The organism is Bradyrhizobium sp. R2.2-H, from assembly GCF_004346455.1.
Taxonomy (GTDB): domain Bacteria; phylum Pseudomonadota; class Alphaproteobacteria; order Rhizobiales; family Xanthobacteraceae; genus Bradyrhizobium; species Bradyrhizobium diversitatis.
The window spans coordinates 336,039-361,410 of the sequence record NZ_SMBR01000005.1; the positions used below are offsets into that span (position 1 = coordinate 336,039).

General features: G+C 65.6%; 21 protein-coding genes and 1 other RNA gene. 16 read left to right on the plus strand and 6 right to left on the minus strand.

Going from position 1 to position 25,372, the window contains the following annotated elements:
• The first annotated feature begins 223 nt into the window (after window positions 1-223).
• A complete protein-coding gene (locus EDE08_RS15730; protein ID WP_131869707.1) occupies window positions 224-1,429 on the plus strand; it encodes an extensin-like domain-containing protein in 1,206 nt (401 codons plus the stop codon).
• A 40-nt stretch (window positions 1,430-1,469) separates the two neighbouring features.
• Here EDE08_RS15730 and EDE08_RS15735 read toward each other — a convergent pair whose 3' ends face one another.
• The gene (locus tag EDE08_RS15735) at window positions 1,470-1,814 is read right to left on the minus strand and encodes a DUF6665 family protein (RefSeq protein WP_131869708.1); all 345 of its coding nucleotides are present in this window, start codon (window positions 1,812-1,814) and stop codon (window positions 1,470-1,472) included.
• Window positions 1,815-1,857: 43 nt separating this feature from the next.
• Entirely contained in the window at window positions 1,858-2,493 is a 636-nt protein-coding gene (locus EDE08_RS15740) for a TetR/AcrR family transcriptional regulator (RefSeq protein ID WP_131869709.1), read from the minus strand.
• Between the two features lie 195 nt (window positions 2,494-2,688).
• On the opposite strand from EDE08_RS15740, the gene EDE08_RS15745 reads away from it, so the two are divergent.
• The 4 genes from EDE08_RS15745 (at window position 2,689) to EDE08_RS15760 (ending at window position 9,875) form a co-directional block, all read left to right on the plus strand.
• Window positions 2,689-3,996, plus strand: a complete 1,308-nt coding sequence (locus EDE08_RS15745; RefSeq protein WP_131869710.1) for an HlyD family secretion protein — start codon at window positions 2,689-2,691, stop codon at window positions 3,994-3,996.
• A 227-nt stretch (window positions 3,997-4,223) separates the two neighbouring features.
• A complete protein-coding gene (locus EDE08_RS15750) occupies window positions 4,224-5,810 on the plus strand; it encodes a DHA2 family efflux MFS transporter permease subunit (protein ID WP_131869711.1) in 1,587 nt (528 codons plus the stop codon).
• Window positions 5,811-6,617: 807 nt separating this feature from the next.
• Window positions 6,618-8,414 carry an ABC transporter ATP-binding protein gene (locus EDE08_RS15755; protein ID WP_165935941.1) on the plus strand — a complete coding sequence of 599 codons (1,797 nt, stop codon included), beginning with the start codon at window positions 6,618-6,620 and terminating at the stop codon, window positions 8,412-8,414.
• Window positions 8,415-8,468: 54 nt separating this feature from the next.
• On the plus strand, window positions 8,469-9,875 hold the full coding sequence (locus EDE08_RS15760; RefSeq protein WP_131869713.1) for an MATE family efflux transporter: 1,407 nt from the start codon (window positions 8,469-8,471) through the stop codon (window positions 9,873-9,875).
• A gap of 129 nt (window positions 9,876-10,004) precedes the next feature.
• Here the strand turns inward: EDE08_RS15760 and EDE08_RS15765 are convergent, their stop codons facing one another.
• Window positions 10,005-10,748 carry a sulfite exporter TauE/SafE family protein gene (locus EDE08_RS15765; RefSeq protein ID WP_131869714.1) on the minus strand — a complete coding sequence of 248 codons (744 nt, stop codon included), beginning with the start codon at window positions 10,746-10,748 and terminating at the stop codon, window positions 10,005-10,007.
• Window positions 10,749-10,976: 228 nt separating this feature from the next.
• On the opposite strand from EDE08_RS15765, the gene EDE08_RS15770 reads away from it, so the two are divergent.
• Window positions 10,977-11,240, plus strand: a complete 264-nt coding sequence (locus EDE08_RS15770; protein WP_131869715.1) for a hypothetical protein — start codon at window positions 10,977-10,979, stop codon at window positions 11,238-11,240.
• Window positions 11,241-11,342: 102 nt separating this feature from the next.
• Here the strand turns inward: EDE08_RS15770 and EDE08_RS15775 are convergent, their stop codons facing one another.
• Window positions 11,343-12,713, minus strand: coding sequence for an aminotransferase-like domain-containing protein (locus EDE08_RS15775; RefSeq protein WP_165935940.1), 1,371 nt, complete (start codon window positions 12,711-12,713; stop codon window positions 11,343-11,345).
• 79 nt (window positions 12,714-12,792) lie between these two features.
• Between EDE08_RS15775 and EDE08_RS15780 the strand changes: the two genes are divergently transcribed.
• Both EDE08_RS15780 and EDE08_RS15785 read left to right on the plus strand, forming a co-directional pair.
• Window positions 12,793-13,233, plus strand: a complete 441-nt coding sequence (locus EDE08_RS15780) for a DUF983 domain-containing protein (protein ID WP_502700604.1) — start codon at window positions 12,793-12,795, stop codon at window positions 13,231-13,233.
• 66 nt (window positions 13,234-13,299) lie between these two features.
• Window positions 13,300-14,013: an alpha/beta fold hydrolase gene (locus EDE08_RS15785; protein ID WP_165935938.1), complete on the plus strand. Its 714-nt coding sequence runs from the start codon at window positions 13,300-13,302 to the stop codon at window positions 14,011-14,013.
• A 243-nt stretch (window positions 14,014-14,256) separates the two neighbouring features.
• Here the strand turns inward: EDE08_RS15785 and rnpB are convergent.
• Window positions 14,257-14,675, minus strand: an RNA gene (gene rnpB / locus EDE08_RS15790) — RNase P RNA component class A.
• A 151-nt stretch (window positions 14,676-14,826) separates the two neighbouring features.
• On the opposite strand from rnpB, the gene EDE08_RS15795 reads away from it, so the two are divergent.
• Together EDE08_RS15795 and EDE08_RS15800 are read left to right on the plus strand one after the other, a co-directional pair.
• A complete protein-coding gene (locus EDE08_RS15795; protein ID WP_131869719.1) occupies window positions 14,827-15,180 on the plus strand; it encodes a YciI family protein in 354 nt (117 codons plus the stop codon).
• Between the two features lie 136 nt (window positions 15,181-15,316).
• Window positions 15,317-16,549 (plus strand): RNA polymerase sigma factor, encoded by a 1,233-nt coding sequence (locus EDE08_RS15800; RefSeq protein WP_131869720.1) that lies wholly within the window; start codon window positions 15,317-15,319, stop codon window positions 16,547-16,549.
• Between the two features lie 153 nt (window positions 16,550-16,702).
• Here EDE08_RS15800 and EDE08_RS15805 read toward each other — a convergent pair whose 3' ends face one another.
• Window positions 16,703-17,566 (minus strand): N-acetylmuramoyl-L-alanine amidase, encoded by an 864-nt coding sequence (locus EDE08_RS15805; protein WP_207913010.1) that lies wholly within the window; start codon window positions 17,564-17,566, stop codon window positions 16,703-16,705.
• Window positions 17,567-18,007: 441 nt separating this feature from the next.
• On the opposite strand from EDE08_RS15805, the gene rsmH reads away from it, so the two are divergent.
• The 6 genes from rsmH (at window position 18,008) to mraY (ending at window position 25,362) form a co-directional block, all read left to right on the plus strand.
• Window positions 18,008-18,997 carry a 16S rRNA (cytosine(1402)-N(4))-methyltransferase RsmH gene (gene rsmH / locus EDE08_RS15810; RefSeq protein ID WP_165935937.1) on the plus strand — a complete coding sequence of 330 codons (990 nt, stop codon included), beginning with the start codon at window positions 18,008-18,010 and terminating at the stop codon, window positions 18,995-18,997.
• A gap of 3 nt (window positions 18,998-19,000) precedes the next feature.
• Complete coding sequence (gene ftsL, locus EDE08_RS15815) at window positions 19,001-19,393, plus strand: cell division protein FtsL (protein ID WP_131869722.1); 393 nt, start codon at window positions 19,001-19,003, stop codon at window positions 19,391-19,393.
• Window positions 19,390-21,144, plus strand: a complete 1,755-nt coding sequence (locus tag EDE08_RS15820; RefSeq protein ID WP_131869723.1) for a peptidoglycan D,D-transpeptidase FtsI family protein — start codon at window positions 19,390-19,392, stop codon at window positions 21,142-21,144. Before ftsL ends, EDE08_RS15820 begins: the two co-directional genes overlap by 4 nt.
• Before the next feature lie 82 nt (window positions 21,145-21,226).
• Entirely contained in the window at window positions 21,227-22,699 is a 1,473-nt protein-coding gene (locus tag EDE08_RS15825; RefSeq protein WP_131869724.1) for a UDP-N-acetylmuramoyl-L-alanyl-D-glutamate--2,6-diaminopimelate ligase, read from the plus strand.
• Entirely contained in the window at window positions 22,696-24,078 is a 1,383-nt protein-coding gene (locus EDE08_RS15830; RefSeq protein ID WP_131869725.1) for a UDP-N-acetylmuramoyl-tripeptide--D-alanyl-D-alanine ligase, read from the plus strand. The genes EDE08_RS15825 and EDE08_RS15830 overlap by 4 nt, the downstream gene beginning before the upstream one ends.
• A 180-nt stretch (window positions 24,079-24,258) precedes the next feature.
• Complete coding sequence (gene mraY / locus EDE08_RS15835) at window positions 24,259-25,362, plus strand: phospho-N-acetylmuramoyl-pentapeptide-transferase (RefSeq protein WP_131869726.1); 1,104 nt, start codon at window positions 24,259-24,261, stop codon at window positions 25,360-25,362.
• The last annotated feature ends 10 nt before the right edge of the window (window positions 25,363-25,372 follow it).

Below are 25,372 nucleotides of genomic sequence, written 5' to 3' on the forward strand. Positions count from 1 at the left end.
TAGGCGGTGATAACGCTCAGTCTGCCGGCCAACGTCATGAGGTCGCTCCCGATGGTCGCGCGCCCTGCCATGACCATCATGGTTAACAGAGAGTCAGCTCGCGAAAAAGGCAGTCTCGCTGTCGCTCATCGTCGGCAGCCGGCAGCGCGCGCCCGCCATGGTTAAGGAAGGCTGAAATCAACATGTTGAAGAGTCTTTAAGTAAATTCACCGAACGTGCGTGCATGACGCGCGGAGTTCGTTTGTATCTCGTCGGCTCCATCGTCCTTGTTTCGCTAGCGGGTTGCGGACGCGGCTTCTTCCAGGCCGAACGCGAACCGTGGCGGGCCGAGGCAGAAGCCGCATGCCTGAAATCGGGCGCGGTGAAGGAGAGCGCGGACATCGTCCGCATCGACCCGATTTCCGGTCCCGGCCAGTGCGGTGCCGAGTTTCCACTCAAGGTCGCAGCGATCGGAGAAGCCTCCAGCACCTATGGCTTTGCCGACGAGCCATTGCGTCCGCCGGGGAGCATCGGAAACCAGCCGCGCTGGCCGGTGACACAACCGCAATCGAACTATCCGCAGGGTCAGAACTACCCGGCCTCCTCCTATCCGCCGCGGTCGAACTATCCCGAGAGCACGACGCGCCAGCCGTCCGGTTACGGGGCCGCGACCGGGCCGATGTCGCTGAACGCGCCCGGCGTGGCGCCGCAGGAAGACGAGATCGATCTGCCGCCCGAAGGCACCGATGCCGCCGGGGCTGCGCGCTACATGAATGCGCCGAGCTATCCGGCACGGCCAGCGCCTTACTCGCAGGCGCCGGCGCAGCAGCCACTGCCGCGCCTTGGTCCGGCGCAGGGCAATCCCGTCACCGCGGTCGGGCCCGTCGCGATCAAGCCGACGGCGACGCTGGCCTGTCCGATCGTGTCCGAACTCGACCGCTGGCTCGCCGACACGGTGCAGCCCTCGGCGATGCGCTGGTTCGGCGTCCGCGTCGCCGAGATCAAGCAGATCTCCGCCTATTCATGCCGCGGCATGAACGGCAACTCGCGGGCTCATATCTCGGAGCACGCCTTCGGCAACGCGCTCGACATTTCCGCCTTCGTGCTCGCCGACGGCCGCCGCGTGACCGTGAAGGGCGGCTGGCGCGGCATGCCGGAGGAACAGGGTTTCCTGCGCGACGTGCAATCGGGAGCGTGTGCGCATTTCACCACCGTGCTCGCGCCTGGCTCGAACGTCTTTCACTACGATCACATTCACGTCGACCTGATGCGCCGCGCCAGCCGCCGCCTGATCTGCCAGCCAGCCGCCGTGTCCGGCGAGGAGGTCGCCGCGCGCGCGCAATCGCGCAGCCCCTATGCGAGTGCGCGCGAGCCATCGGTGACCGGTTCACTCGGTGCGCGCAAGAGCATGGCACGCAAGCACGAAGACGACGATTACATCGACGAATAGTGGCGCGATCGTTACCGTATCCTGCTTCGCTCCATACATGCTACGATCTACGAGCCCGGCTTGACGGTGCCGGGGCCAGCCCCATGCAGCGCTGCACCTCACTCGGGACGTTGTAGGTGCGCATGATGTGGCGGCTGTCGCGCAGGCCGGACGCCTCACGTTGGACGACGAACATCCAAAGCGCGTGGCCGGCTTCCATCACCAGCTTGCGCCTGGCCGGCTGCATCGCGGCCGGAACCTCCGAGGGGGCGTGGGCGGCGTCGAATTCGCGCAAGCGCGCAAGACTCTGTTCAAGCGCGCGGCCCATCCGTCCAAGCGCCGAGGCCTGTTCCTGAACGATCTCATAGTGGAGGATGTCGACCGGCGGGCGAAGATCACGAGACATGGCCGCAATATAGTGCCGCCCGGCCCGTCTGCGCAACGCGCTGCTACTTCGCCTTGTACGCCGCCAGGAACATCCGCGTTGCGCTGTCGACCACCTCGGTCATGCGCTGTTCCGAGGGCGCGGGCGCGGCCTGGAAGACGAAGGGCAGGAACAGCGAGGCCTTGCACAGCTCCATGAACTGCGAGGCGGCAAGATCGCAATCGTCGATCTCGAGATCGCCCGCGGCGACGCGGGCCTTGAGATAACCGGAGAGGCGGTTGATGGACTTGTCGAGCACGCGCCCATAGTAGCGGCGGCCGACATCCGGCATGCGTTCGGCGATCGCCATCACGGTGCGGATCGCCGATCCGCCACCGGGCCGGCAGACCAAGTGAAGGTAGGCGAGGCCAAACTCCCTCAGCGTGGTCTTGGCATCACGGGCGGGATCGAAATTGAACACGACCTGGCCGTGCTGGAGCGCTTCCTGCTCGAGGATGGCTTCGAACAGCGCGCATTTGTCGGCGAAGTAGACGTAGAGCGTGCCCTTCGAGACCTGAGCGGCGCGCGCGATCTCGCCCATGCTGGCGCCATCGAAACCGAGGTCCATGAACACTTTGCGGGCGCCGTCGAGGATCTGGCGGCGCTTGGAGCTGTCCTCTTCATGGACAACCTGCGGATGTTCGTTGGCAACTACAACCATTGGTTTAGTGTCTCGGAAGATTTTTGGACCGGATCAGTTCCATGAAACCCGAATAAAGCCTTCAAGGTCGTATGGTCTGTCCGTGAAGATTGTCTATATTGACCGAACGGTTCGGTCAATGATACTTGAGATCAGCGAGAGGGAACCGGCCGCGCAGCGGCCACCCTCGATCGCGAATATTTGGGGGAGGCCTTTATGGCCGTATCGAGAGACCAGACTGCTCGCGTCCTTCGCCAGGACACGGTGGAGCAGCAGTCGGGCGATGATGCTGCGTCCGAGACAGCCGCACCCCATGCCGAGCAGTCGCGCGCTCATGTGGCCGAGGAAGCGAAACGTCCGCCCCCGGAGGCGCCAAAGCCCGTGACCGACAAGCCGGCCGCACCCGCGCCAGGCGCGCCCGCCGCCGGTGCGCCCAAATCCGGCAAGCGCAAATTCGTCCTGATGGGCGTCGGCCTCGTCCTCGCGCTCGCGGCCGCGAGCTACGCCGGCTATTACACGCTGGTCGGCCGCTTCTATGTTTCCACCGACGACGCCTATGTGCGCGCCAACAACACCATGCTCGGCGCGCGCGTTGCCGGCCATATTGCCGCGATCCTCGCCGGCGACAACACGCCGGTGCGGGCAGGTGACATCGTCTTCCGCATCGACGACGGCGACTACAAGATCGCGGTCGAAGCCGCCGCGACCAGGATCGCGACCCAGCAGGCCACCATCGACCGCATCGGCCGCCAGGTCGCCGCGCTCGACAGCCAGGTCGCGCAGGCCAAGGCGCAGCTCGTCTCCGCGGAGGCGGGCCTCAAGCGCGCCGACCTCGATTATGAGCGCCAGCAGGCGCTGAGCAGCAAGGGCTTTGCCTCGCGCGCCACCTTCGAGAGCTCGGAAGCCGGTCGCGATCAGGGCGCCGCCGCGGTCAAGGCCGCGCAGGCCGCCTACGACGTTGCCGTCAGCAATGTCGATGTCGCCAAGGCCCAGCAGGCCGAAGCCCAGGCCCAGCTCGCCGAGCTCAAGACCACGCTGGCCAAGGCCGAGCGCGACCTTAGCTTCACCGCGGTGCGCGCGCCGGTCAACGGCACGTTCTCCAACCGCCTGGTCAACACCGGCGACTTCGTTGCGGTCGGCCAGCGCCTCGGCAACATCGTGCCGCTCGACGACGTCTATGTCGACGCCAATTTCAAGGAGACGCAGCTGAAGCGCATCCGCCCCGGCCAGCCGGTGACGATCAAGGTCGACGCCTACGGCATGCGCAAGTTCTCCGGCGTCGTCGACAGCATCGCGGCGGGTGCGGGCTCGGTGTTCACGCTGCTGCCGCCGGACAACGCCACCGGCAATTTCACCAAGATCGTGCAGCGCGTGCCGGTCCGCATCCGCGTGCCGAAATCGGTGGCGAAGCAGAACCTGCTCCGTGCCGGCATGTCGGTCTACGCGACCGTCGACACCAACAAGGGCGCGGCCGACGCCGACAGCGAGGTCGATCTCGACGATCCCGCGGTCCATCCGCAGTAGGGGTGGTGACATGAGCCGCGCCGCTGCTCCAGATGCAGGTGCGCTCCCTCTCCCGCTTGCGGGAGAGGGTTGGGGAGAGGGTGTCTCCTCCAGGGAGACTCCCCCAGAGGACAAAGCCCTCACCCGGCGCGTGGGACGATGCTTCGCATCGCCCAGACGCGCCGACCTCTCCCGCAAGCGGGAGAGGTGTATCCAACTCGCAGCTTGCTCCAGTCCAAGCTGACACCATGGCCGACGCCACCACCGCTTCCCCTGCCATGATCGCGGATCCCGCTTCGGAGCGCATTGCGCCGAAGCGGCTGTTCGCGTTCATCATCATGGTGTTCGGGATGTTCATGTCGATCCTGGACATCCAGATCGTCTCGGCTTCCCTCAGCGAGATCCAGGCCGGACTGTCGGCGAGCTCCAGCGAGGTCTCCTGGGTTCAGACCGCCTATCTGATCGCCGAAGTCATCGCGATCCCGCTGTCCGGTTTTCTGTCGCGCGCCTTCGGCACGCGGCTGCTGTTCGCGATCTCGGCGGCCGGCTTCACCGCCTCGAGCCTGCTCTGCGGCTTCGCCACCACCATCGAGGAGATGATCGTCTGGCGCGCGCTTCAGGGCTTTCTCGGCGCAGGCATGATTCCGACGGTGTTCGCCTCGGCCTACACCGTCTTCCCGCGGACGAAATTCCACATCGTCGGGCCCATCATCGGCCTCGTTGCGACGCTGGCGCCGACCATCGGGCCGACAGTCGGCGGCTACATCACCGACCTGATGTCGTGGAACTGGCTGTTCTTCATCAACGTCGTGCCCGGCATCGGCATCACCATCGGCGTCCTGGCGCTGGTCGATTTCGACGAGCCGCAGTTCGAACTGCTCGACCGTTTCGACTGGTGGGGCCTGCTGTTCATGGCCAGCTTCCTCGGGACGCTGGAATATGTGCTGGAGGAAGGCCCGCAATATGAATGGATGCAGGATACGTCGGTCGCGATCTGCGCCTGGATCTGCGCGATTTCGGCGATCGCCTTCTTCTGGCGCGTGTTCACGGCGGACGAGCCGATCGTCAATCTGCGCACCTTCTCCGATCGCAATTTCGCCGTCGGCTGCACGCTGCAATTCTGCATCGGCATCGGCCTCTACGGCCTGACCTATATCTATCCGCTCTATCTCGCCCAGGTGCGGGGCTACAGCGCGCTGATGATCGGCGAGACCATGTTCGTCTCCGGCATCACCATGTTCCTGGTCGCGCCGCTGGTCGGCCGGCTGATGGCCACGCTCGACATGCGCTACATGATCGCGTTCGGCCTCATCGTGTTCGCGATCGGCTCCTACCAGATGACCTGGATCACCCGCGAATACGATTTCTACGAGCTGCTGGTGCCGCAGATCCTGCGCGGGGTCGGCATGATGTTCGCGATGGTGCCGACCAACAACGTCGCGCTCGGCACGCTGCCGCCTGACCGGGTGAAGAACGCGAGCGGCCTGTTCAACCTGATGCGCAACCTCGGCGGCGCAGTGGGTCTTGCCGTCATCAACACCGTGCTCAACGACCGCACCGACCTGCACATCGCCCGCCTGCAGGAGAGCGTGACCTGGGGCAACGCGACCGCGACCGAAACCCTGAGCATGTTCATGCAGAAATTCCAGGGGCTCGGCGATTCCACGCTGATGGCGATGAAGCAGCTCTCCCAGCTCGTGCATCGCCAGGCCGTGGTGATGAGCTTCGGCGACGCCTTCCTCATGCTGACGCTGTTCTATCTCGGCCTCAGCCTGCTGGTCGCGCTGCTGAACAAGCCGGCCTCGCCGTTCGGCGCCGGCGGCGACGCGCATTGATCGGGCCACATGCTCGGTGTCATCGTCCGGCCTTCGAGCGAAGGGCAATCGCATATGGCGCTTTGCGCGAGCTGAGCGCGCGCCTCGTCCTTCGAGACGCCCGCCTCCGGCGGGCCCTCAGGATGAGGCTAGGCAGCATCGGTGCTCGTTGACACTAGCGCAACACACTCGGTCCTCATCCTGAGTCGCCAGCGCCGAAAGCGGACGCTGCACACGGGACCATGAACCACCTGCCAGACGTCGGCTCACAGGTGGTTCATGGAGAGGGCCCGCCAATTGCGGGCGTCTCGAAGGATGGCCACAGGCGAGATTGCTTCCATATGCGATTGCCCGGCCTTCGACCGGGCGACCCACTCCTCCGAGACAGCGCGGCTAGAACCGAGAAGCCGCGGCGTACTGGATGCTCCGCCTTCGCGGAGCATGACGGCGGAGAGCGAAGCGATGGCGGCCGCGCACCAAATTGCAACACTCGTCCGTGATCTCGCGTGAGCCCCGTTGCAAATCGCAAACGACACATCTATAAAGCGCACCTCATTCATTCGAACCGGGAGGGATTTGCATGATTTCGTCGCATTCGCAGATCGTACGCCCGCGCTCGATGATGACCTCGATCACGTTCTGGCTCGGTATGTACGCGGCCTGTTAGAGGCCTCTTCCGCCAGCTTCGATTGGGCCAAGGTTTCGACCCGGTGTCCCGATCGCTCCGCTTCCCAAGTCAAAATCAGTTTTGAGTGACGCCGTTCCGGCCTTCGCGGCCGGCTTGCGTCCATCGATGGAGCCGGCCCGCGCGTGCGGCCGGATGATGCCATGACCGCTCTGTCAAAGAAGCCCGCCGCGATTCGCGTGGTGCTGCCCTTCGTGTTCCGGCACTGGCTGAAGCAGCCGGGGCGCGGCCTCATCGTGGCCGGCGGGCTGCTGGGTGCGACCGTTGCCGACCTGTTCATGCCGGTATTCTCGGGACATCTGGTCGATGCGCTGACCCGCGGTCCGTCCGATCCGGATGCGCGCCACGCGGCGCTGGTCGCGTTCGGCGCCATCGTGGCGCTCGGCGCGGCCTCGATGGTGCTGCGTCTCGTCGGTCTCCAGGCGATCGTGCCCTTCACTCTGAAAATCATGTCCGAAGTCGCGCAGGACGCGTTCACGCGCGTACAGCGTTTCTCGACCGACTGGCACGCGAATTCTTTCGCCGGCTCAACGGTCCGCAAGATCACCCGCGGCATGTGGGCGCTCGACCTGCTCAACGACACCATCCTGATGGCACTGGCGCCGTCGCTGCTGGTGCTGGTCGGCTCGATGATCCTGATCGGCGCGCACTGGACCTCGCTCGGCCTGGTGATCGCGGTCGGGGCGATCTTCTACGTCACGATCACGGTGGTGTTCTCGACGCGCTACATCGCACCGGCGGCGCGCATCTCCAACGCCTGGGACACCAAGGTCGGGGGCACGCTGGCGGACGCGCTGACCTGCAATGCGGTGGTGAAATCGTTCGGCGCGGAAGCGCGCGAGGACACGCGGCTCGCCCGGGTCATCAACCGCTGGCGCGTGCGCGTGCGGCGGACCTGGTATCGCTACAACTACACCGCCATGTCGCAGCTGGCCCTGCTGCTGTGCCTGCGCGCGTCCGTGATCGGCGGATCGGTGCTGCTGTGGATGTCAGGTCACGCCTCGCCCGGCGACGTCACCTATGTGCTGACGAGCTACTACGTCATTCACGCCTATCTGCGCGACGTCGGCATGCACATCAACAACCTCCAGCGCTCGGTCAACGACATGGACGAGCTGGTGGCGATCCATGACGAGCCGATCGGCATCGCGGATGCTTCCGACGCACGGCCGATCGCGATCGAGGGCGGCGAGATCGTGTTCGACGACGTCACGTTCCATTATGGCGGCCATCGCGCGCCGCTGTACGACGGCTTGTCTGTCAAGATCGGCGCCGGCGAACGCGTCGGCCTGGTCGGACGCTCCGGCTCCGGCAAGACCACCTTCGTCAAGCTGGTGCAGCGGCTCTACGACGTCACCGGTGGCCGCGTGCTGATCGACGGGCAGGACATCGCGCACGCCACGCAGCAATCGCTGCGTAGCCAGATCGCGATCGTGCAGCAGGAGCCGATCCTGTTCCACCGCACGCTTGCGGAGAACATCGCCTATGGCCGGCCCGGCGCCAGCTTTGAAGCGATCGAGCAGGCGGCGCGGCTTGCCAACGCACACGATTTCATCCTTCGCCTGCCGAAGGGCTACGGCACGCTGGTCGGCGAGCGCGGCGTGAAACTGTCGGGCGGCGAGCGGCAGCGCGTGGCGCTGGCGCGCGCCTTCCTGGCGGACGCGCCGGTGCTGATCCTGGACGAGGCGACGTCGAGCCTCGATTCGGAATCGGAGGCGCTGATCCAGCAGGCGATGGAGCGGCTGATGAAGGGTCGTACCTCGATCGTGATCGCGCATCGCCTGTCGACGGTGAGGAGCCTCGATCGCATCCTGGTGTTCGACCGCGGCGAGATCGTCGAGCAAGGCACGCATGCGATGCTCGCGGCCAAGCAAGACGGCGTCTATCGCGGCCTGTTCGAGCGCCAGGTGGTGGAGCTCGGACAGATCGCAGCGGAGTGAGGCGCACGGCGGCGGGGCGAATGTCCCGCCGTCACCCGCCGAGGATGGAATGAGATGAAAGACCTGACGCGCGGCTCCATCGTGAGCCACATCCTGGGCATGGCACCGCCGATTATGGCCGGCATGATCTCAATCATGATCTGCCAGCTGGTCGACCTCTACTTCGTCTCGGGCCTCGGCGACGCCGCCGTGGCAGGCGTGGCGGCGGCTGGGAATGCCGGCTTTCTCGTCAACGGCCTGATACAGGTGCTCGGCGTCGGGACGGTGGCGCTGATCGCGCATGCGGTGGGACGCAAGGACCGGCCGGACGCCAATCTGATCTTCAATCAGGCAGTCGCGCTGTCGGTGCTGTTCGGCCTGGTGACCCTGGCCGCGGGAGCGGTGCTGTCGCGCCTCTATATGCGTTCGATTGCCGCGGACCGGGCCACGATCGAGGCGGGGACCACTTATCTGCTGTGGTTCATGCCGGCGCTCGCGCTGGAATTCGTCATGCAAGTGATTGCCTCCGCGCTAAGCGCGACCGGCATCGTGCGTCCCGCCATGTTGGTGCGGGTCCTTGCGGTCATCATCAACATCGCGCTGGCGCCGGTGCTGATCTCGGGCTGGGGCACCGGCTATCCGCTCGGCGTTGCCGGCGCCGGGCTGGCGAGCACGATCGCAGTGGGTGCCGGCGTCCTGATGCTGCTGGCGTATTTTCGCAAGGTCGAGCGCTACGTCGCCTTCAATCCGGCGCAGTGGCGTCCGCGGCCGCGCCACTTGAAGCGCATCCTCACTGTCGGCCTGCCGGCCGGCGGCGAGTTCGCGATGATGTTCATCTTCATGGCGGTGGTCTACTACGTGCTGCGCGATTTCGGCGCGGCGGCGCAGGCCGGATTCGGCATCGGGCAGCGGGTGCTCGGCCTGATCCAGATGCCGGCGCTTGCGGTGGCGCTGGCGGCCGGGCCAATTGCTGGCCAGAATGTCGGCGCCGGCAACGGCGCGCGCGTCCGGGAAACCTTCGTCAAGTCGGCGCTGATCACCAGCGCCGTGATGGTCGGCTTCATGATGCTGGCGCAGTTGAAGCCGGAGCTGCTGCTCGCCGGATTCTCGAACGACCGGGAGACGATGGAGATCGCCTACCTGTTCCTGCGGATCATCTCGCTCAACATGGTGGCGCAGGGTCTCATCTTCACCTGCTCGAGCATGTTTCAGGGCCTCGGCAACACCAAGCCGGTGCTGCTGAGCTCGGCGACGCGCGTCTTCACCTATTCGCTGCCGGCGATCTGGCTGTCGACGCGGCCAGGCTTCCGGATGGAGCACGTCTGGTATTTGTCGGTCGCGGCGACGACGCTCCAGGCTGTGCTGAGCTTGTGGCTGTTGCGTCGCGAATTCAGGAAGCGCTTCGCGCCGTTGCCGCAGGACGAGGCTGCGGAGCGAGTGGAAGCTGAGCCTGTCGCGCCTCCTGCGCGTGCGCCCGCGTAGCGGTTGACCTGCTCCCCACGGCTCCCGCCAATTTGCGGCGCCGTCGGGCTAAAGCGGAATGGCCTTAGGTTGAATCGATTGCCATGGGCGCACCTCCATTGTAGCAGTCAAACTTGATCTCATCACGCTCTAATGCGTGCCAACACTGTTCCAGACGAGGCCAAGGCCCGACAGGAACAACAGGCCGAGCACGACGTCGCCGAAATGCTTGTCGCTCAGGGCGTGATAGACCCGGGCGCCGGCCCATGCGCCGATCAGCGTGCCCGGAAACGCGACCAGTGCGAGCCAGACCACTTTCAGCTCGACCAGGCCTGATACCGTCTGCAGCACAAGCGCGGTGGCGAGCACCGTGAAATTGAAGAGCTGGAAGATGCCGCGCCGCTCATGCTTGTTCCAGCCGCGGATGTTGGCCCAGAGGATCGGCAGCGGCCCCGAGAGTCCGGCAAGGCCGCCGAGAATGCCGCCGGCAAAGCCGATCGCTCCGTCGGCGATCCTGCCGCCGAACTTGAAGGCGAGGGGCCTCTTGTTGAGGTAGAGCGCGCTCGAAAAGATCAGGAGCAACACACCGACGCTCAGCTTGAATACCTTCGGATCGGCCGTGGCGACCATCATGGTTCCCAGCGGGACACCGATCAGGCCTCCGATCAGGAACGGCCAGACCAGCGAGAGGTCGAAGCTTTTCCACATCGAGGGCAGCGTCGAGGTCTGTGCGATCACCGAGCAGATCAGCACCAGCGGTACCGCGAGCGAGGGCGGCAGGACGTAGAGCCAGATGCCGAGCGCCATCAGCGCCGTGCCGAACCCGGCCAGTCCCGAGACGAAGCCGCCGGCCAGCGCGCCGAACAGCAGCAGGACGTAGGTGAGCGTTTCCAACAGATTAGCCTTGTCGCAAGGGGGCGATCCCGGATTGTCGACCGCCATCGCTCGCATAACATGCTTGCCGCCGTTCCGGTCAATCCATGCTGCACGCAAGCGTGATCTGCCGTGTCGGGCTTTCGCGGAAGACACGCCTACATGATGGCCGTACTTCAATCCCGGGGCCGCCCGACGCGATCATGCGCCCGGACCGGCCAGTCCTGAATGCGATGATGGGGAATGACCATGACCCGCACCAAGATTGCCGTTGCAGCCGCGCTGCTGACGGTCGCGTTGACGCCGACAATGGCCCAGGCACAGTTTTCCGAGCCAGCGGCCTATCAGGCCGCTCATCCTGATCGTGATGTGCTGAACGGCGGCCAGCTCACGCCCGCAGGGCGTGCGGCTCTCGGTCAGCGGGGAATGCCTGATGATGCGTATGCATCGCAGGCCTATCCGCGACCCGTGGTACCGGCCGTGCGCTCCGGCCATCGCCGTCATCGCCGATGATCCAAAGCATGATCCGGAAAAGTGCGAAGCGGTTTTCCGGAAAGATCATGCGTAGACAACAACCCAAAGCGCGATGACGATTGATCCAAATCTCATCGAGCTTTAAACGATCTGCCTGGTGTCGGCAGGCTTCTGCAGCGCGCCGACCAGGATGCGTAGCGCCTCTGCCAATTCCGATCTGTTCCGCGCCGCCCCCAGTGAGACACGTGCCGCATGCGGCGGCGCCCCGTCGACCGTGAAGGCATCGCCGGCGACGACCGCAAGTCCGTTCCGCAGAAGATGTGCCGCGATATCGGGCCGGCCTTCCGGCAGCCGCAACCACAGATGATGGGCGGCGGGCCTGGCCAGGAATTGAAAACCCTTGAGCGTGCGCTGCGCGAGCTGCTGGCGGCCGACCGCCTCGCTGCGGATGGCGGCGATGATGCGATCGGCAATGCCGCTTTCGATCCAATGCGTCACCAGCGCGACCATCAATGGCGCCGGCATCTGCACGGTCGCCTGCAAATACGTGCGCATGTCCCGTTGCGCGCTGCTGTCGGGCGTCACCAGGTAGGCGACGCGCAGCGCGGGCGCGATGCATTTTGACAGTGTGGTCGCGAGATAAGTCCGCTCCGGAATGAGGCTCGCGATCGGCGATGCCGAGCGGTCGAGCAGGCCGTAGGCGTCGTCCTCGATCAGTGTCGTGTCGGCATCGCGAATGATCTTTGCGACGGCATTGCGCCGCTCGGCGGACAGCGTCGCGGTGGTCGGATTGTGCAGCGTCGGAATGAGATAGACGGCCCGTGGCCGGTGCGCGCGGCACGCCTTCGCCAGCGCATCGGGCAGGATGCCGCCGTCATCCATGGCGACGCCGACGAGCTTGACGCCGAGCCGCGTGGCGGCGGCCTTGATGCCGGGGAAGGTGAGCGCTTCCGTCAGAACGATGTCGCCGGGCCGCGCGAGATGGGCGAGCAGGTTGAACAGGATGGTTTGCGCGCCGGGGAAGATCAGGAGCCTGTCGGCCTGCGCATGCGGAACGCGTGCGCGCATCCAACGCGCGGCGATCTCGCGCTCATGCGCGCTGCCGCCGGGCGGCTGATAGTTGAGATACGCCGTCAGTCCCGATTGCGCGCGGATGGCTTCCATGCCGGCGATGATGCGCTCGTCGAGCTGCGCCTCCAGCGGATGCGGCGGCACGTTCATCGAGAGATCGATCGCGACGGGATGCGGCAGGTCGACCGCGCGGCGTGCGCTGGTCTCCGACACGAACGAGCCCTGTCCGACGCGGGCTTCCATGATGCCGCGGCGCCTCGCCTCGGTATAGGCGCGCGTCACCGTGGTCAGGTCGATGCCGAGGGCTTTTGCGAGCGCGCGCTGCGTCGGCAATTGCTGGCCGCGCACCAGCCTGCCCGCAGCAATGTCGGCCTCCATCGCATCGACGATGCGCTGATAGCGCGGGCCGCTCAGCTCCGAGATTGTAGGGGTCCAATCCATGCAATTTAGCGCCATATCCTTTGAATGTATGGATACGAGATATTATTGTATGGATCGTCGAAAAGGAAGAGGTGTGGTCATGTCGGTCTCTCTGGCGCCGGTCTCTCTGGCTAAGGCGATGTGGCGCGGTTTCAGCGGCAAGTGTCCGAGTTGCGGGGAAGGGCACATGTTCGGCCGTTTCCTGAAAGTGGCAGTCGCTTGCGACCATTGCGGCGAGGAGCTGTTTCACCAGCGCGCAGACGACTTTCCCGCCTATCTCGTGATGGTCGTGGTCGGCCATCTCGTGGTTCCGGCGATCCTCGCGGTCGAGACCGCCTATGCGCCGCCGGAATGGTTGCAACTCGCGGTGTGGCTGCCGGTGACGCTGTTCGCCTCGCTCGCGCTGCTGCAACCGACCAAGGGCGCCATCGTCGGGCTGCAATGGCAGCTGGGCATGCACGGTTTCGAGGCGAGCAAGCTGCGGCGCGAGGCCGCCGAGCTTGCACCGGTCCTGGTAAAGGCGGATACGCGCGCGGCCTGAGCGGCGTTTACATCGCGCGGCCGGCCAGTACACTCCGTCGCACCAACAAGAACGATGGAAACGCCGATGCCCGCACGCGCGAAGACCTTCCTGCTTTGTCATGGCGCCTGGTCCGGCGGATGGGCCTGGAAGAAGATGCATCCGCTGATGGCGCAGGCCGGCCATCGCCTGGTGGCGCCGACCTACACCGGGCTCGGCGAGCGCGCGCATCTCGCAAGCCCCACGATCGATGTGGAGACGCACATCCAGGATATCCTCAACGTCATCGCCTTCGAGGATCTCGGCGACATCGTGCTGCTTGGCCATAGCTATGGCGGCATGGTCGCGACCGGCGTCGCCGATCGCGCGCGCGAGCGCGTGACGCAGCTGATCTATCTCGACGCCTTTGTGCCGCGCGATGGCCAATCGCTGTTCGATCTCAATGAGGGCGGCCGCGAGCCGATGCGAAGGGCGGCAAGCTCGGGCGACGGCTATCGCATCCCGCCGAATCCGCCGCCGCCGGACACGCCCCAAGCCGATCTCGACTGGCTCAATGCACGCCGCGTCCCAATGCCGATCAAGTGCTTCGAGACCAGGCTGAGGCTCGAGCACGGCGAGCCGGCGATGCCGCGCAGCTACATCTATTGCACGCGCATCCCGCCGGGCGACGTGTTCGGGCAGTTCGCCAAGCGGACGAAGAGCGAGGACGGCTGGCGCCATGTCGAGCTCGACGCCAGTCACGCGCCGAATGTGACGGCGCCGGAGGCGCTGATGGGCGTGCTGGAGAAGATCGTCGCCTGACTCCCGCTCGTCATTCCGGGGCGTGCGCAGCACGAGCCCGGAATCCATTTCTCCTCCGTCTCCGCCGCTCGATGGATTCCGGGTTCTCGCTTCGCGAGCCCCGGAATGACACCGGTTGAACGACAGGGCGCCCGGCCAAAATGGTGAGGGGTCCGATGCGCTAGCACCGAACCCCTCGTCACTTTAGCAAGACGCGTTTTCTTCACGCGAACCGGAAACCCACTTCGCTCGAAAACGCTTTAGAGTATCAGCCGGCCTGTAAGCCGGGTTCTGTAGGGCACCGTCCGCTTGCGCGAACGATACGTGACGACCATTCCTCTGGGACCGTGTTTGCACATGGCCTCGAGCAACCTACCCGGACGGCGGGCCTGACATCGCCCCGCGGCGTTATCGCTCAAAGCGAACAGCCCGCTTAAGCCGTCCCTATTCGGTTTTGCTCCCGGTGGGGTTTGCCATGCCGGCTCCGTTGCCGGAACCGCGGTGCGCTCTTACCGCACCTTTTCACCCTTACTTCCTCCGAGGAGGAAGCGGTTCGTTCTCTGTGGCACTTTCCCTGGGGTCACCCCCGCCGGACGTTATCCGGCACCGCATGTCAAGGGAGCCCGGACTTTCCTCCCCGGCGGCCTTTCGGCACGTGCCGGAGCGGCCGTCCGGCCGACTGACGGATTACGCATGGGGCATTTGTGACGGTTTCGTCAAGCCGATATCGCGACGCGCGCCTCGCCGGCGAATAATTTATCCTGAAGATGTCGTTTGGTGCGTGTCCCGTTCGACTGGATGTCGGCAACACAGCCGGGCAACAGGAGTGAAGCAATGCAATATCTGCTGATGATCTACCAGAACGAGGTCGAGTACGCGAAGAACGACGCGGCGACCAGCCAGAAGATGCTGGCCGAATACCAGGCCTTCACGCAATCCATCATCCAGGGCGGCAATTTCAAGGCCGGCGACCGCCTGCAGCCGACCACGACTGCAACGACCGTGCGTGTGCGCGAGGGCAAGACGCTGACGACCGATGGTCCGTTCGCGGAAACGCGCGAGCAGCTCGGCGGTTACTATCTCGTCGAGGCGAAGGATCTGAATGCGGCGATCGAGATCGCGGCGCGGATTCCCAGCGCGCGCATCGGCTCGATCGAGGTGCGGCCGATCTGGGTGTATGAGAAGTGACAACTCTCACCTTCGTCATTCCGGGATGCGCCGCAAGGCGCAGGCCCGGAATCCATATCCCCGAATCGTGGTTATGGATTCCGGGCTCGCGGCTTTGCCGCGCCCTGGAATGACGAGAGGGGAGTGATCGCGTTCAATGGCCCTTGGCGAGATCGACAAAATCTTCCGCGACGAGGCGGGGCGGGCGCTGGCCACGCTGATCCGTCTCGTCGGCGATTTCGATCTCGCCGAGGACGCGCTCCAGGATGCCTTTGCCGTCGCGCTGGAACGCTGGGCGGGGTCTGAGGTCCCCGGCAATCCGCGCGCCTGGCTGGTCAATGTCGCCAAGCACAAGGCGATCGACCGCATCCGCCGCCAGGCCGTCTTCCGCGGCAAGCAGCAGGCGCTGGTGCATGAGCTCGAGCTGAACGCGCTGGGCTCCGACGAGCCGCCGACAACGCTCGACGACGACATGCTGCGGTTGATCTTTACCTGCTGCCATCCCGCGTTCGCGCCCGAGGTCCAGGTCGCGCTGACGCTCCGCACCGTCTGCGGGCTCTCGACAGCGCAGGTCGCGCGCGCGTTCCTCGTGGGCGAGGAGGCAATGGCACAGCGGCTGGTCCGCGCCAAGCAGAAGATCAGGCTTGCCGGCATCCCCTATGAAGTGCCCGAGCGCGACGCGCTGGCGCCGCGGCTCGATGGTGTGCTCGCCGTGATCTATCTGGTCTTCACCGAAGGCTATGTCGCGACCGAGGGCGCGGACCTGATGCGGCCCGATCTTGCGGCCGAGGCCATCCGGCTCGGCCGCTTGCTCGATCGGCTGATGCCCGATCGCGCCGGCATCAAGGGGTTGCTGGCCCTGATGCTGCTGCACGACGCCCGCCGCGCTGGACGCGAGACGCCGGCCGGCGACATCGTGCTGCTCGAAGAGCAGGACCGCTCGCTGTGGGACCGCGCGCAGATCGATGAGGGCCTGCGTCTGGTCGACGATGCGCTGCGCGTGCCCGGCCGGCCGCAGCCCTATGCGGTGCAGGCCGCCATCGCCGCTCTGCATGCGCGTGCGGCGAGCTTTGAGGAAACCGATTGGCCGCAGATTGCGGGACTCTACGAGGTTTTGCTGCGCATCAACCCGTCGCCGGTGATCGAGCTGAACCACGCCGCGGCGGTCTCGATGGTCGATGGGCCGGCACGTGCGCTCGATCTCGTCGATGCGATCACCGCGCGCGGCGGGCTTCGCGGCTACGAGCTCTTGCCGGCAGTGCGCGCGGATCTGCTGCGGAGGCTCGGCAGGACGGAGCAGGCGCGCGAGGCCTATCATGCGGCGATGGAAGCGACGCAGCTCGAGCCGTTGCGGAGGCTCTATGCGCGAAGGATGAGGGAGATGGAGTGATGCTCTAGTGCCCCGGAACGCAGCGCAGCGCCTCTATGGCGATGCGCTGCAGAGCCGAGGCCCATCTCGTCGCAACGGGCTGCCCTCGCCGATTGGTCCCGGCTCGCGCTTCGCGCGTCCGGGGCACGAGAGTGAACCGCATGGCCTACGCCGTCACTTCGACGCCACCGTCGTCGCTTCCGCCGGCAGGCTCGCCAGCAGTGCCTGCAATGTCGACAGCGTCGAATGATCCGCAACGCCATCGAGCCGCGCCGGACGGAAATGGCGCTGGAAGGCGGTGACGACTTCCAGCGTCGCGGCGTCGTATTTGCCGGTCAGCGGCACGCCGTAGCCGTACCTTGCGAGCGCCTGCTGCATGCTCAGCACGGCGTCGCTGATGGTGCCGAGCATCAGAGTCTCGCCGCGCACGATCGGAGCGGGCGTGACCCAGTGACCGACGCCGGAATTGGCCAGCGAATGCCATGGAAATTTTTCGCCGGGATCCTTCTTGCGCGCGGGCGCGACGTCGGAATGGCCGAGCACCCGGTGGGCCGGCACCTTGCGCCGGAGCATGATGCCGCGGCACAGCGCGATCACGGCGGCGATCTGGCGCAGCGGAAACTCGGGATAGCCCCAGTCGTGGCCGCGATTGATGATCTCGATGCCGATCGAGCAGGAATTGATGTCGTCCTCGCCGGCCCAGGAAGAGACGCCCGCGTGCCAGGCGCGCTTGGCCTCGGGCACGCATTGCACGATGCGGCCGTCCTCCAGCACGACATAATGTGCCGACACTTCGCTGCCGGCCGTGCATAGCCGTGCCAGTGCGCCCTCGACATCGGGCATGCCGGTGTAGTGCAGCACGATCATGTCCGGCTGCCGTCCCTTGTTGCGCTCGCCATGATTGGGCGAGGGGATGATGTCCGAGACGATCGACGAGTCGGGCTCGAACGTCCGCAGGCTCGCCACGGTCTTGGGAACCGGGAGAACGCGTTGGCGCTTCGAATCAGATCCAGACGGTGTGGACGAACCGGAGGGCATGAGCAGCTCGAACGAACGGAGAGTAGGGCAAGCCCTTCTCTTTACTATTCCTTTACCGTCCACGGCGCGCAATCGCGCGGCGCGGTTAACGGATGCATTTCGGCGGTGTGTGTGGAAGAGGCATCACCCCGCTCGTCACCTTTACGACTTGTATCGAGTCGAGCAACGCTTTCTTAACGCTAAGGGCCGTTACTGAGGGATGAAGTGCCGACCCGCGTCCGGAGGCGGCCAAAGCGTATTTTGGCTCGAAATCCCATGGCTGCCCGACAAATTCCACTGGGAACACTGGGTTTGTGGCCTGGGACGACCGGGCCCGGTAACCATGCTGGACGAGGGCTTTGTCGTGGAACCGCCGCGACGCGTAATGATTCGAGGCGTTATGGGCTTGTTCGTCCCCGATCTTGCTTGGATGTCAGGCCGGTCGGTCGGCAGGCGTTTCGCATGAGTTCGGTTCCGCACATCCCCGTCCTTGGTCGGGAGGCCGTCGCGCATCTCGCTCCGCGCGAGGGCGGCGTCTATGTCGACGCCACTTTTGGTGCCGGCGGCTATAGCCGCGCGATCCTGGAGGTGTCGGGAACCCGACTCATCGCCATTGATCGCGACCGCACGGCGATTGCCGGCGGCGCCGGGCTGGTCGAACGTTCCGCAGGCCGGCTGATGCTGGTCGAGGGCCGCTTCTCCGATCTTGCCGAGGTCTGCGCGGCGCAAGGCGTCGAGGCGATCGACGGCGTCGTGATGGATGTCGGCGTGTCCTCGATGCAGCTCGACCAGGCCGGCCGCGGCTTCTCGTTCCGCCTCGACGGTCCGCTCGACATGCGGATGGGGCAGACGGGCCCGACCGCGGCCGACGTGGTCGCGCATGCGTCGGAAGGCGATCTCGCCGACATCATCTATCTCCTCGGCGAGGAGCGGCATTCGCGCCGCATCGCACGCGCCATTGTCGCGGACCGCCAGGAGACCCCGTTCACCACCACGCGCGCGCTTGCCGATCTCGTCGGAAGGGTGGTCCGCTCAAAGCCGGGGGACATTCATCCGGCAACACGGACGTTCCAGGCGCTGCGCATCTTCGTCAACGAGGAACTCGACGAGCTCCAGGCCGCGCTCGCTGCGGCCGAGCGCATGCTCAAGCCCGGCGGCCGCCTCGTCGTGGTCTCGTTCCATTCGCTGGAAGACCGCATCGTCAAGAATTTTCTCACTGAGCGCTCCAGGACCGGCGGCGGTTCGCGGCATCTGCCGGAAGTGGCGCAAGTGACGCCGAGCTTCCGGGTTCTGACGCGGCGGCCCGTCGTCGCCGGCGAAGACGAAGTTGCGCATAATCCGCGCGCACGCTCCGCAAAGCTGCGCGCCGCCGAGCGCACCGCGGCGCCGGCGCACGAGACCGACGAGGCATCGCCCTGGCCGAAACTCTCCGACGTGATGAGGGGCGGCTAGCGCATGCGCATCATCCACCTCCTCGTCATCGGCGCGCTGATCTTCGCGGCGGCCCATGTCTACCGGATCAAGATGGACTCCACGGCGCGCACCGAGAAGGTGCTGCGGCTGCGTGCAGAGATCCGCGAGGAGCGCGACGCGATCGCGGCGCTGCGGGCCGAGTGGGCCAAGCTCGATGCCCCGCTGCGGCTGCAAGGCCTGTCCGACCGGCATCTGCACCTCAAGCCGGTCAACGGCACGCAATATGACTCGCTGAAGAATCTGCCGGAGCGCCCGCCGCGGATGTTCAGGCCGGGCGATCCCGATCCGATCGGGGCCATGCTGAACGCCATCGAAGCCGCGAGCGATCCCGATACCGTGACGGGCTCCGTGCCTCAGCCCGAGGACAAGCAATGAGCGCGGCAATGCCTGCAAAACCGACCGAGAAGCCGGCTGAACCGTGGCGGCAGCGGCTGATCCGCAGCCTGCTCTACGGGCGCAATGTCGATCGCGCCGTGAAGGCACGAGCGCGCGTGGGGCTTGCGATACTCGCCTTCGCTTCGGTCTATGCCCTGATCGGCGGGCGGCTCGTGATGTTCGCGATCGGCGCGGACGCCCACGGGGCGCGCCGCGCCGCGGCGCAGGAGGTGGTTGCGACCGCGCGGCCCGACATCGTCGACCGCAACGGCGCGATCCTCGCGACCGACGTCAAGGCCGCGAGCCTGTTCAGCGAGCCGCGCCGCATCATCGACAAGGATGAGGCGATCGAGCTCCTGACGGCAACCATTCCAGACCTCGACGAGGCCGAGGTGCGCGAGCGCCTGAAGTCGCGCAAGGGCTTCGCCTGGCTCAAGCGCGAGGTCACGCCGTCGCAGCAGCAGGCCATCCACAAGCTCGGCCTTCCCGGCATCGGCTTCCTGCGCGAGAACAAGCGCGTCTATCCGACGGGCAACGAGGTCGCGCACATCATCGGTCTCGTCAACATCGACAATCAGGGCATCGCCGGCCTGGAGAAGTGGCTCGACAACCAGGGGCTCGCCGATCTCCACCGCGCCGGCTTCGCAACCGACCGGCTGCAGAAGCCGATCGAGCTCTCGGTCGATCTGCGCGTCGAGCATGCGCTGCGTGACGAACTCCTCAAGGCCAAGGACAAGTTCCACGCCAAGGCCGCTTCCGGCATCGTCTCCAACGTCAAGACCGGCGAGATCGTGGCGATGGTCTCGCTGCCGGATTTCGATCCCAACAATCCGAAGGAAGCGCACGACCCCGATCGCATCAACCGCCTGACCACCGGCGTCTACGAGATGGGCTCGACCTTCAAGGCGTTCACGCTGGCGATGGGGCTCGATTCCGGCAAGATCAACCTGAATTCGATGTGGGACGCACGCGGCAACCTGCACTACGGCAAGTTCACCATCCATGACAGTCATCCGCTCGGGCGTTTCATCAACACCAAGGAAGTGTTCACCTACTCGTCCAACATCGGCGCCGCGCGCATTGCGCTTAACCAGGGCGTCGAGGCGCACAAGGCGTTCCTCGCCAAGATGGGCCAGATGACGCGGCTGCGCACCGAGCTGCCGGAGAGCGCGGCGCCGCTGATCCCGCGGCGCTGGAGCGAGTTGAATACGGTCACCGCTGCGTTCGGCCAGGGCCTGTCGGTGGCACCGCTGCAAGCCGTGATGGGCATCAACGCGCTGGTGAATGGCGGCTATCTGATTCCGCCGACATTCATGAAGCGCAGCGAATCCGAAGCGATGGCGATGGCCAAGCGCGTCATCAAGACGGAGACCAGCGACAAGATGCGGTTCCTGATGCGGCTCAATGCCGAAGTCGGCTCGGCGAGAAAGGCGGACGTCAAGGGCTATTACGTCGGCGGCAAGACCGGCACGTCCGAGAAGGTCATCAACGGCCGCTACGCCAAGAAGCGAGTGCTCAACTCCTTCACCGCCATCCTGCCCTGCGACGATCCCAAATATCACGTCCTGATCATGCTGGACGAGCCGCAGGCGCTGCCCGAAACGCATGGTTTCATCACCTCCGGCTGGAACGCGGTGCCGACCGGCGGCAAGGTGATCGAGCGGATCGCGCCGCTCCTGGGCGTCGAGCCGCGGTTCGACCTGCCGCCGTCCGACCGCCTTATTCTTGCAGCATCCAGGACAACCCAGTAATCAATCGGGTGCGCCATCGCCGGTGCTGAGTCGGGTTTTCAAAGGGATTCGGCTTTCCGGCAGGCATGTCGACTGGAAGACCATGAAGCTGCGCGACCTCTTGGGTCAGGATGTTCTGGGCAATGATGCCGCGATCGAGCCTGCTGTTGCGGCGCTCGACGTGAGCGGCATTGCGCTCGACAGCCGCGTGGTCAAGCCGGGCGATCTCTTCGTCGCAATCGCGGGCAGCAAGACCGACGGCGCGCGCTTCATCGATGCGGCAATTGCCGCGGGCGCGATCGCAATCGTTGGCGACCATGCGCCTGCGGCGACCAGGGCGCCGTTTGTCTCTGTGGCCAATCCGCGCCGCACACTGGCGCTGGCCGCGGCAAAGTTCTTTCCCGCGCAGCCCGCCACGATCGCCGCCGTGACCGGAACCAGCGGCAAGACCTCGGTCGCGGCCTTCACACGTCAGATCTGGGAGCGGCTGGGGCATGCCTCCGCCAGCATCGGCACCATCGGTCTCGTCTCGCCCAAACGCACCGTCTATGGCTCGCTGACGACGCCCGATCCGATCGCGCTGCACCGGCAGATCGACGAGATCGCGCGCGAGGGCGTCACCCATCTCGCCTTCGAGGCCTCCTCGCACGGGCTCGACCAGTATCGACTCGACGGCGTGCGCGTCTCCGCCGGCGGCTTCACCAACCTCTCGCGCGACCACATGGACTATCATCCGAGCGTTGCGCATTATCTCGCGGCGAAGCTCCGCCTGTTCCGCGAGTTGGTGCCGCCGGGTGGCGCCGCGGTGATCTCGGCCGATCATGATTGCTCGGCCGAAGCGATCGACGCCGCCAAGGGGCGTGGCCTGCGCGTCATGGCGGTCGGCCGCAACGGCGACGGTGCGGGCGAGGGCATCCGCCTGACGGAGGCCGTGGTCGAAGGTTTCGCGCAAAAGCTCACGCTCGAACATCGCGGCAAGCGCTTCGCCATCCGGCTGCCGCTGGTCGGCGAATTCCAGATCGAGAACGCACTGGTGTCGGCCGGTCTTGCGATCGGCACCGGCAGCGATGCAGCCGACGTGTTCGCGAGCCTGGAGCATCTCGAAGGCGCCAAGGGCCGGCTCGAGCGTGTCGGCGAGCGCAACGGTGCGCCGATCTTCGTCGATTACGCGCACAAGCCCGATGCGCTCGCGAAGGCGCTGCAGGCGCTGCGGCCTTACGCCAAGCGCAGGCTCGTCGTCGTGTTCGGCGCCGGCGGCGACCGCGATGCCGGCAAGCGACCGATCATGGGCGAGATCGCGGCCGAGAACGCCGACGACGTCATCATCACCGACGACAATCCGCGCAGCGAGAAGCCGGAAGCGATCCGCGCCGCGATCCTCGCCACCGCGAAGGGCGCCCGGGAGATCGGCGACCGCGCCGCCGCGATCCGCGCCGCGATCGAGCAATTGGAAGAAGGCGATGCGCTGCTCATCGCCGGCAAGGGCCATGAGACCGGGCAGATCGTCGGCGGAGAAGTTCTGCCCTTCAGTGATCACGAGGCGGTTGCCGCTGCACTAGCGTCGAGGGTTGCATGAGCGCGCCAATATGGACAGTTGCCGAGGTCGCGCGTGCGCTGGGTGTCACCGGATCATTCCCGGACACGGGAATCGACTTCATCACGCAGGACAGCCGGCTGGTGAAACCGGGCAGCCTGTTCGTCGCGCTCAGCGGCACGCCGAGCGGCGGCTTCGTCTCGGCCTTCGCCAGCGCGCGCGACGGCTGGGAGTTCGCGGACAAGGCGGAAGCTTCGGGCGCGGTCGCGATGATCGTGCCGCACGAGATCGCCGGCATCCGCATTCCGCAGATCGTCGTCAGGGACACGCTGATCGACGGTCTCTGGGGCCTTGCACGTGCCGCACGCGCGCGCTTTGCCGGACCGGTGATCGGGCTCACCGGAAGCGCGGGCAAGACCAGCACCAAGGAATTTCTCGCCGCCTATCCCAACGCCTATGCGAGCCCGTCGAGCTTCAACAATTTCTGGGGCGTGCCGCTGACGCTTTGCAATGCAAGGCGAGATGCCAGCCTCTGGGTCGTCGAGATGGGCATGAACCAGCAGGGCGAGATCGCGCGGCTCAGCGAATTGACCCAGCCGACGGTCGCGCTCGTTGTCAACGTGCAGCCCGTGCATCTGGAGAAGCTCGGCTCGCTGGAAGCCATCCGGCGCGAGAAGGTGTCGATCGCGCTCGGCCTGCCCGAGAATGGTGTGCTGGTGCTGCCGGCCGGGATCAAGGCGCCCGAGTGGAAGGGCAAGGTCGTGCGCTTCGGCGGCGAGCATGCCGAGGTGCACGAGGTCGCGCACGCGCCGCACGGCGAGAGCTGGCAGGTCGTGGCCGCGATCGGCAGGAAGGAGATCGCCTTCAGCCTCACCCCTGGCGCGCCGCACCGGGTGCACAATGCGCTGGCAGCGCTTGCCGCCATTCATGCTGCGCATCTCGACGTCGCGACGCTGGCGATCAAGCTCGACCGCGTCGGCATCATGACCGGCCGCGGCGTCGAGCAGGCGGTCGGCGATATCACCGTGATCGACGACAGCTTCAACGGCAATCCGGCCAGCGTGGCGGCTGCGCTGCAAAGCCTCCAGGCGCGCCACGTGAGCGAAGGCCGCCGCATCGCGGTTCTCGGCGACATGCTCGAACTGGGCGAGGACGCACCCAGCTATCATACCGGCCTCGCCAAATATCTCGAAGGCATCGACGGCGTCTACTGCGTCGGTCCTCTGATGCGCCACCTCTACGATGTGCTGCCATCAGGCAAGGGCCTCGGCTGGCACAATGATCCGGCCACGCTGAAACCGGGCGAGGTTGCGAGCCTGCTGAAGGCAGGGGATGTCGTGGTTGTCAAGGGCAGCAAAAAGATGTTCTGGGTCAACAAGTTCGTGCCGGGCCTGATGACCGCCTTGCAGGCGAAGGCGTAAACTGCTTGGAAGGCGCTGTTCCCGAATCCCACCCTTTGTGGCGCTAAGCCGTCCGTTTTCCCAGAGGTCGCGCGACCCATGACGAAAACCAGCGAATGCCCGTGAGGCACGTTGAGGCCAAGATAAAGGCTAGGAACAAGGCCAAGGCTGCGTGTGCAAAGGCGCCATAGGACCGTCTGAATGTTTTACTGGTTGATCGAGCTTTCCAACACATTTCCGGGCTTCGGTGCCGTTCGCACCTTCTTCAACGTCTTCCGCTACATCACCTTCCGCACCGGCGGCGCAGTCGTGACCGGCGCGCTATTCGTGTTCCTGTTCGGGCCCTGGATCATCGACCATCTGCGCATCCGTCAGGGCAAGGGCCAGCCGATCCGCCTCGACGGTCCGCAATCGCATCTCGCCAAGAAGGGCACGCCCACGATGGGCGGGCTGATGATCCTGTCCGGCCTCACCGTCGGCACGGTGCTGTGGGCCAATCCGCTCAACCCCTATGTCTGGATCGTGCTGGCGGTGACGCTCGGCTTCGGCTTCGTCGGCTTCTATGACGATTACCTCAAGGTGACCAAGCAGACCACGACCGGGTTCGGCAGCAAGCTTCGCCTGCTGATCGAGGCGGTGATCGCGCTGGTTGCCTGCTACGCGCTGGTGCGGCTGAACCGCGATCCGGCCTCGACCGCGCTGACGATCCCGTTCCTCAAGGACACCGTGCTGCATTTCGGCTGGTTCTTCGTTATCTTCGGCGCCTTCGTCATCGTCGGCTCCGGCAACGCGGTGAATCTTACCGACGGTCTCGACGGCCTCGCCATCGTGCCGGTGATGATCGCGACCGCGAGCTTTGCGATGATCGCCTATCTCGCCGGCAACGCGGTGTTCGCCGAATATCTCCAGATCAAATACGTCGCGGGTACCGGCGAGCTCGCGGTGCTCTGCGGCGCACTGCTGGGCGCCGGTCTCGGCTTCCTCTGGTTCAACGCCCCGCCGGCCTCGATCTTCATGGGCGACACCGGCTCGCTCGCGCTTGGCGGCATGCTCGGCGCCATCGCGGTCGCGGTGAAGCACGAGATCGTGCTCGCCGTGATCGGCGGCCTGTTCGTGCTGGAAGCGGTCTCCGTCATCGTGCAGGTGGTGTCGTTCAAGCTGACGGGCAAGCGCATCTTCCGGATGGCGCCGATCCATCACCATTTCGAGCAGCTCGGCTGGACCGAGCCGCAGATCGTGATCCGGTTCTGGATCATTTCGGTGATGCTGGCGCTCGCCGGCCTCTCCACCCTGAAGCTGCGCTGACGGTCACGCG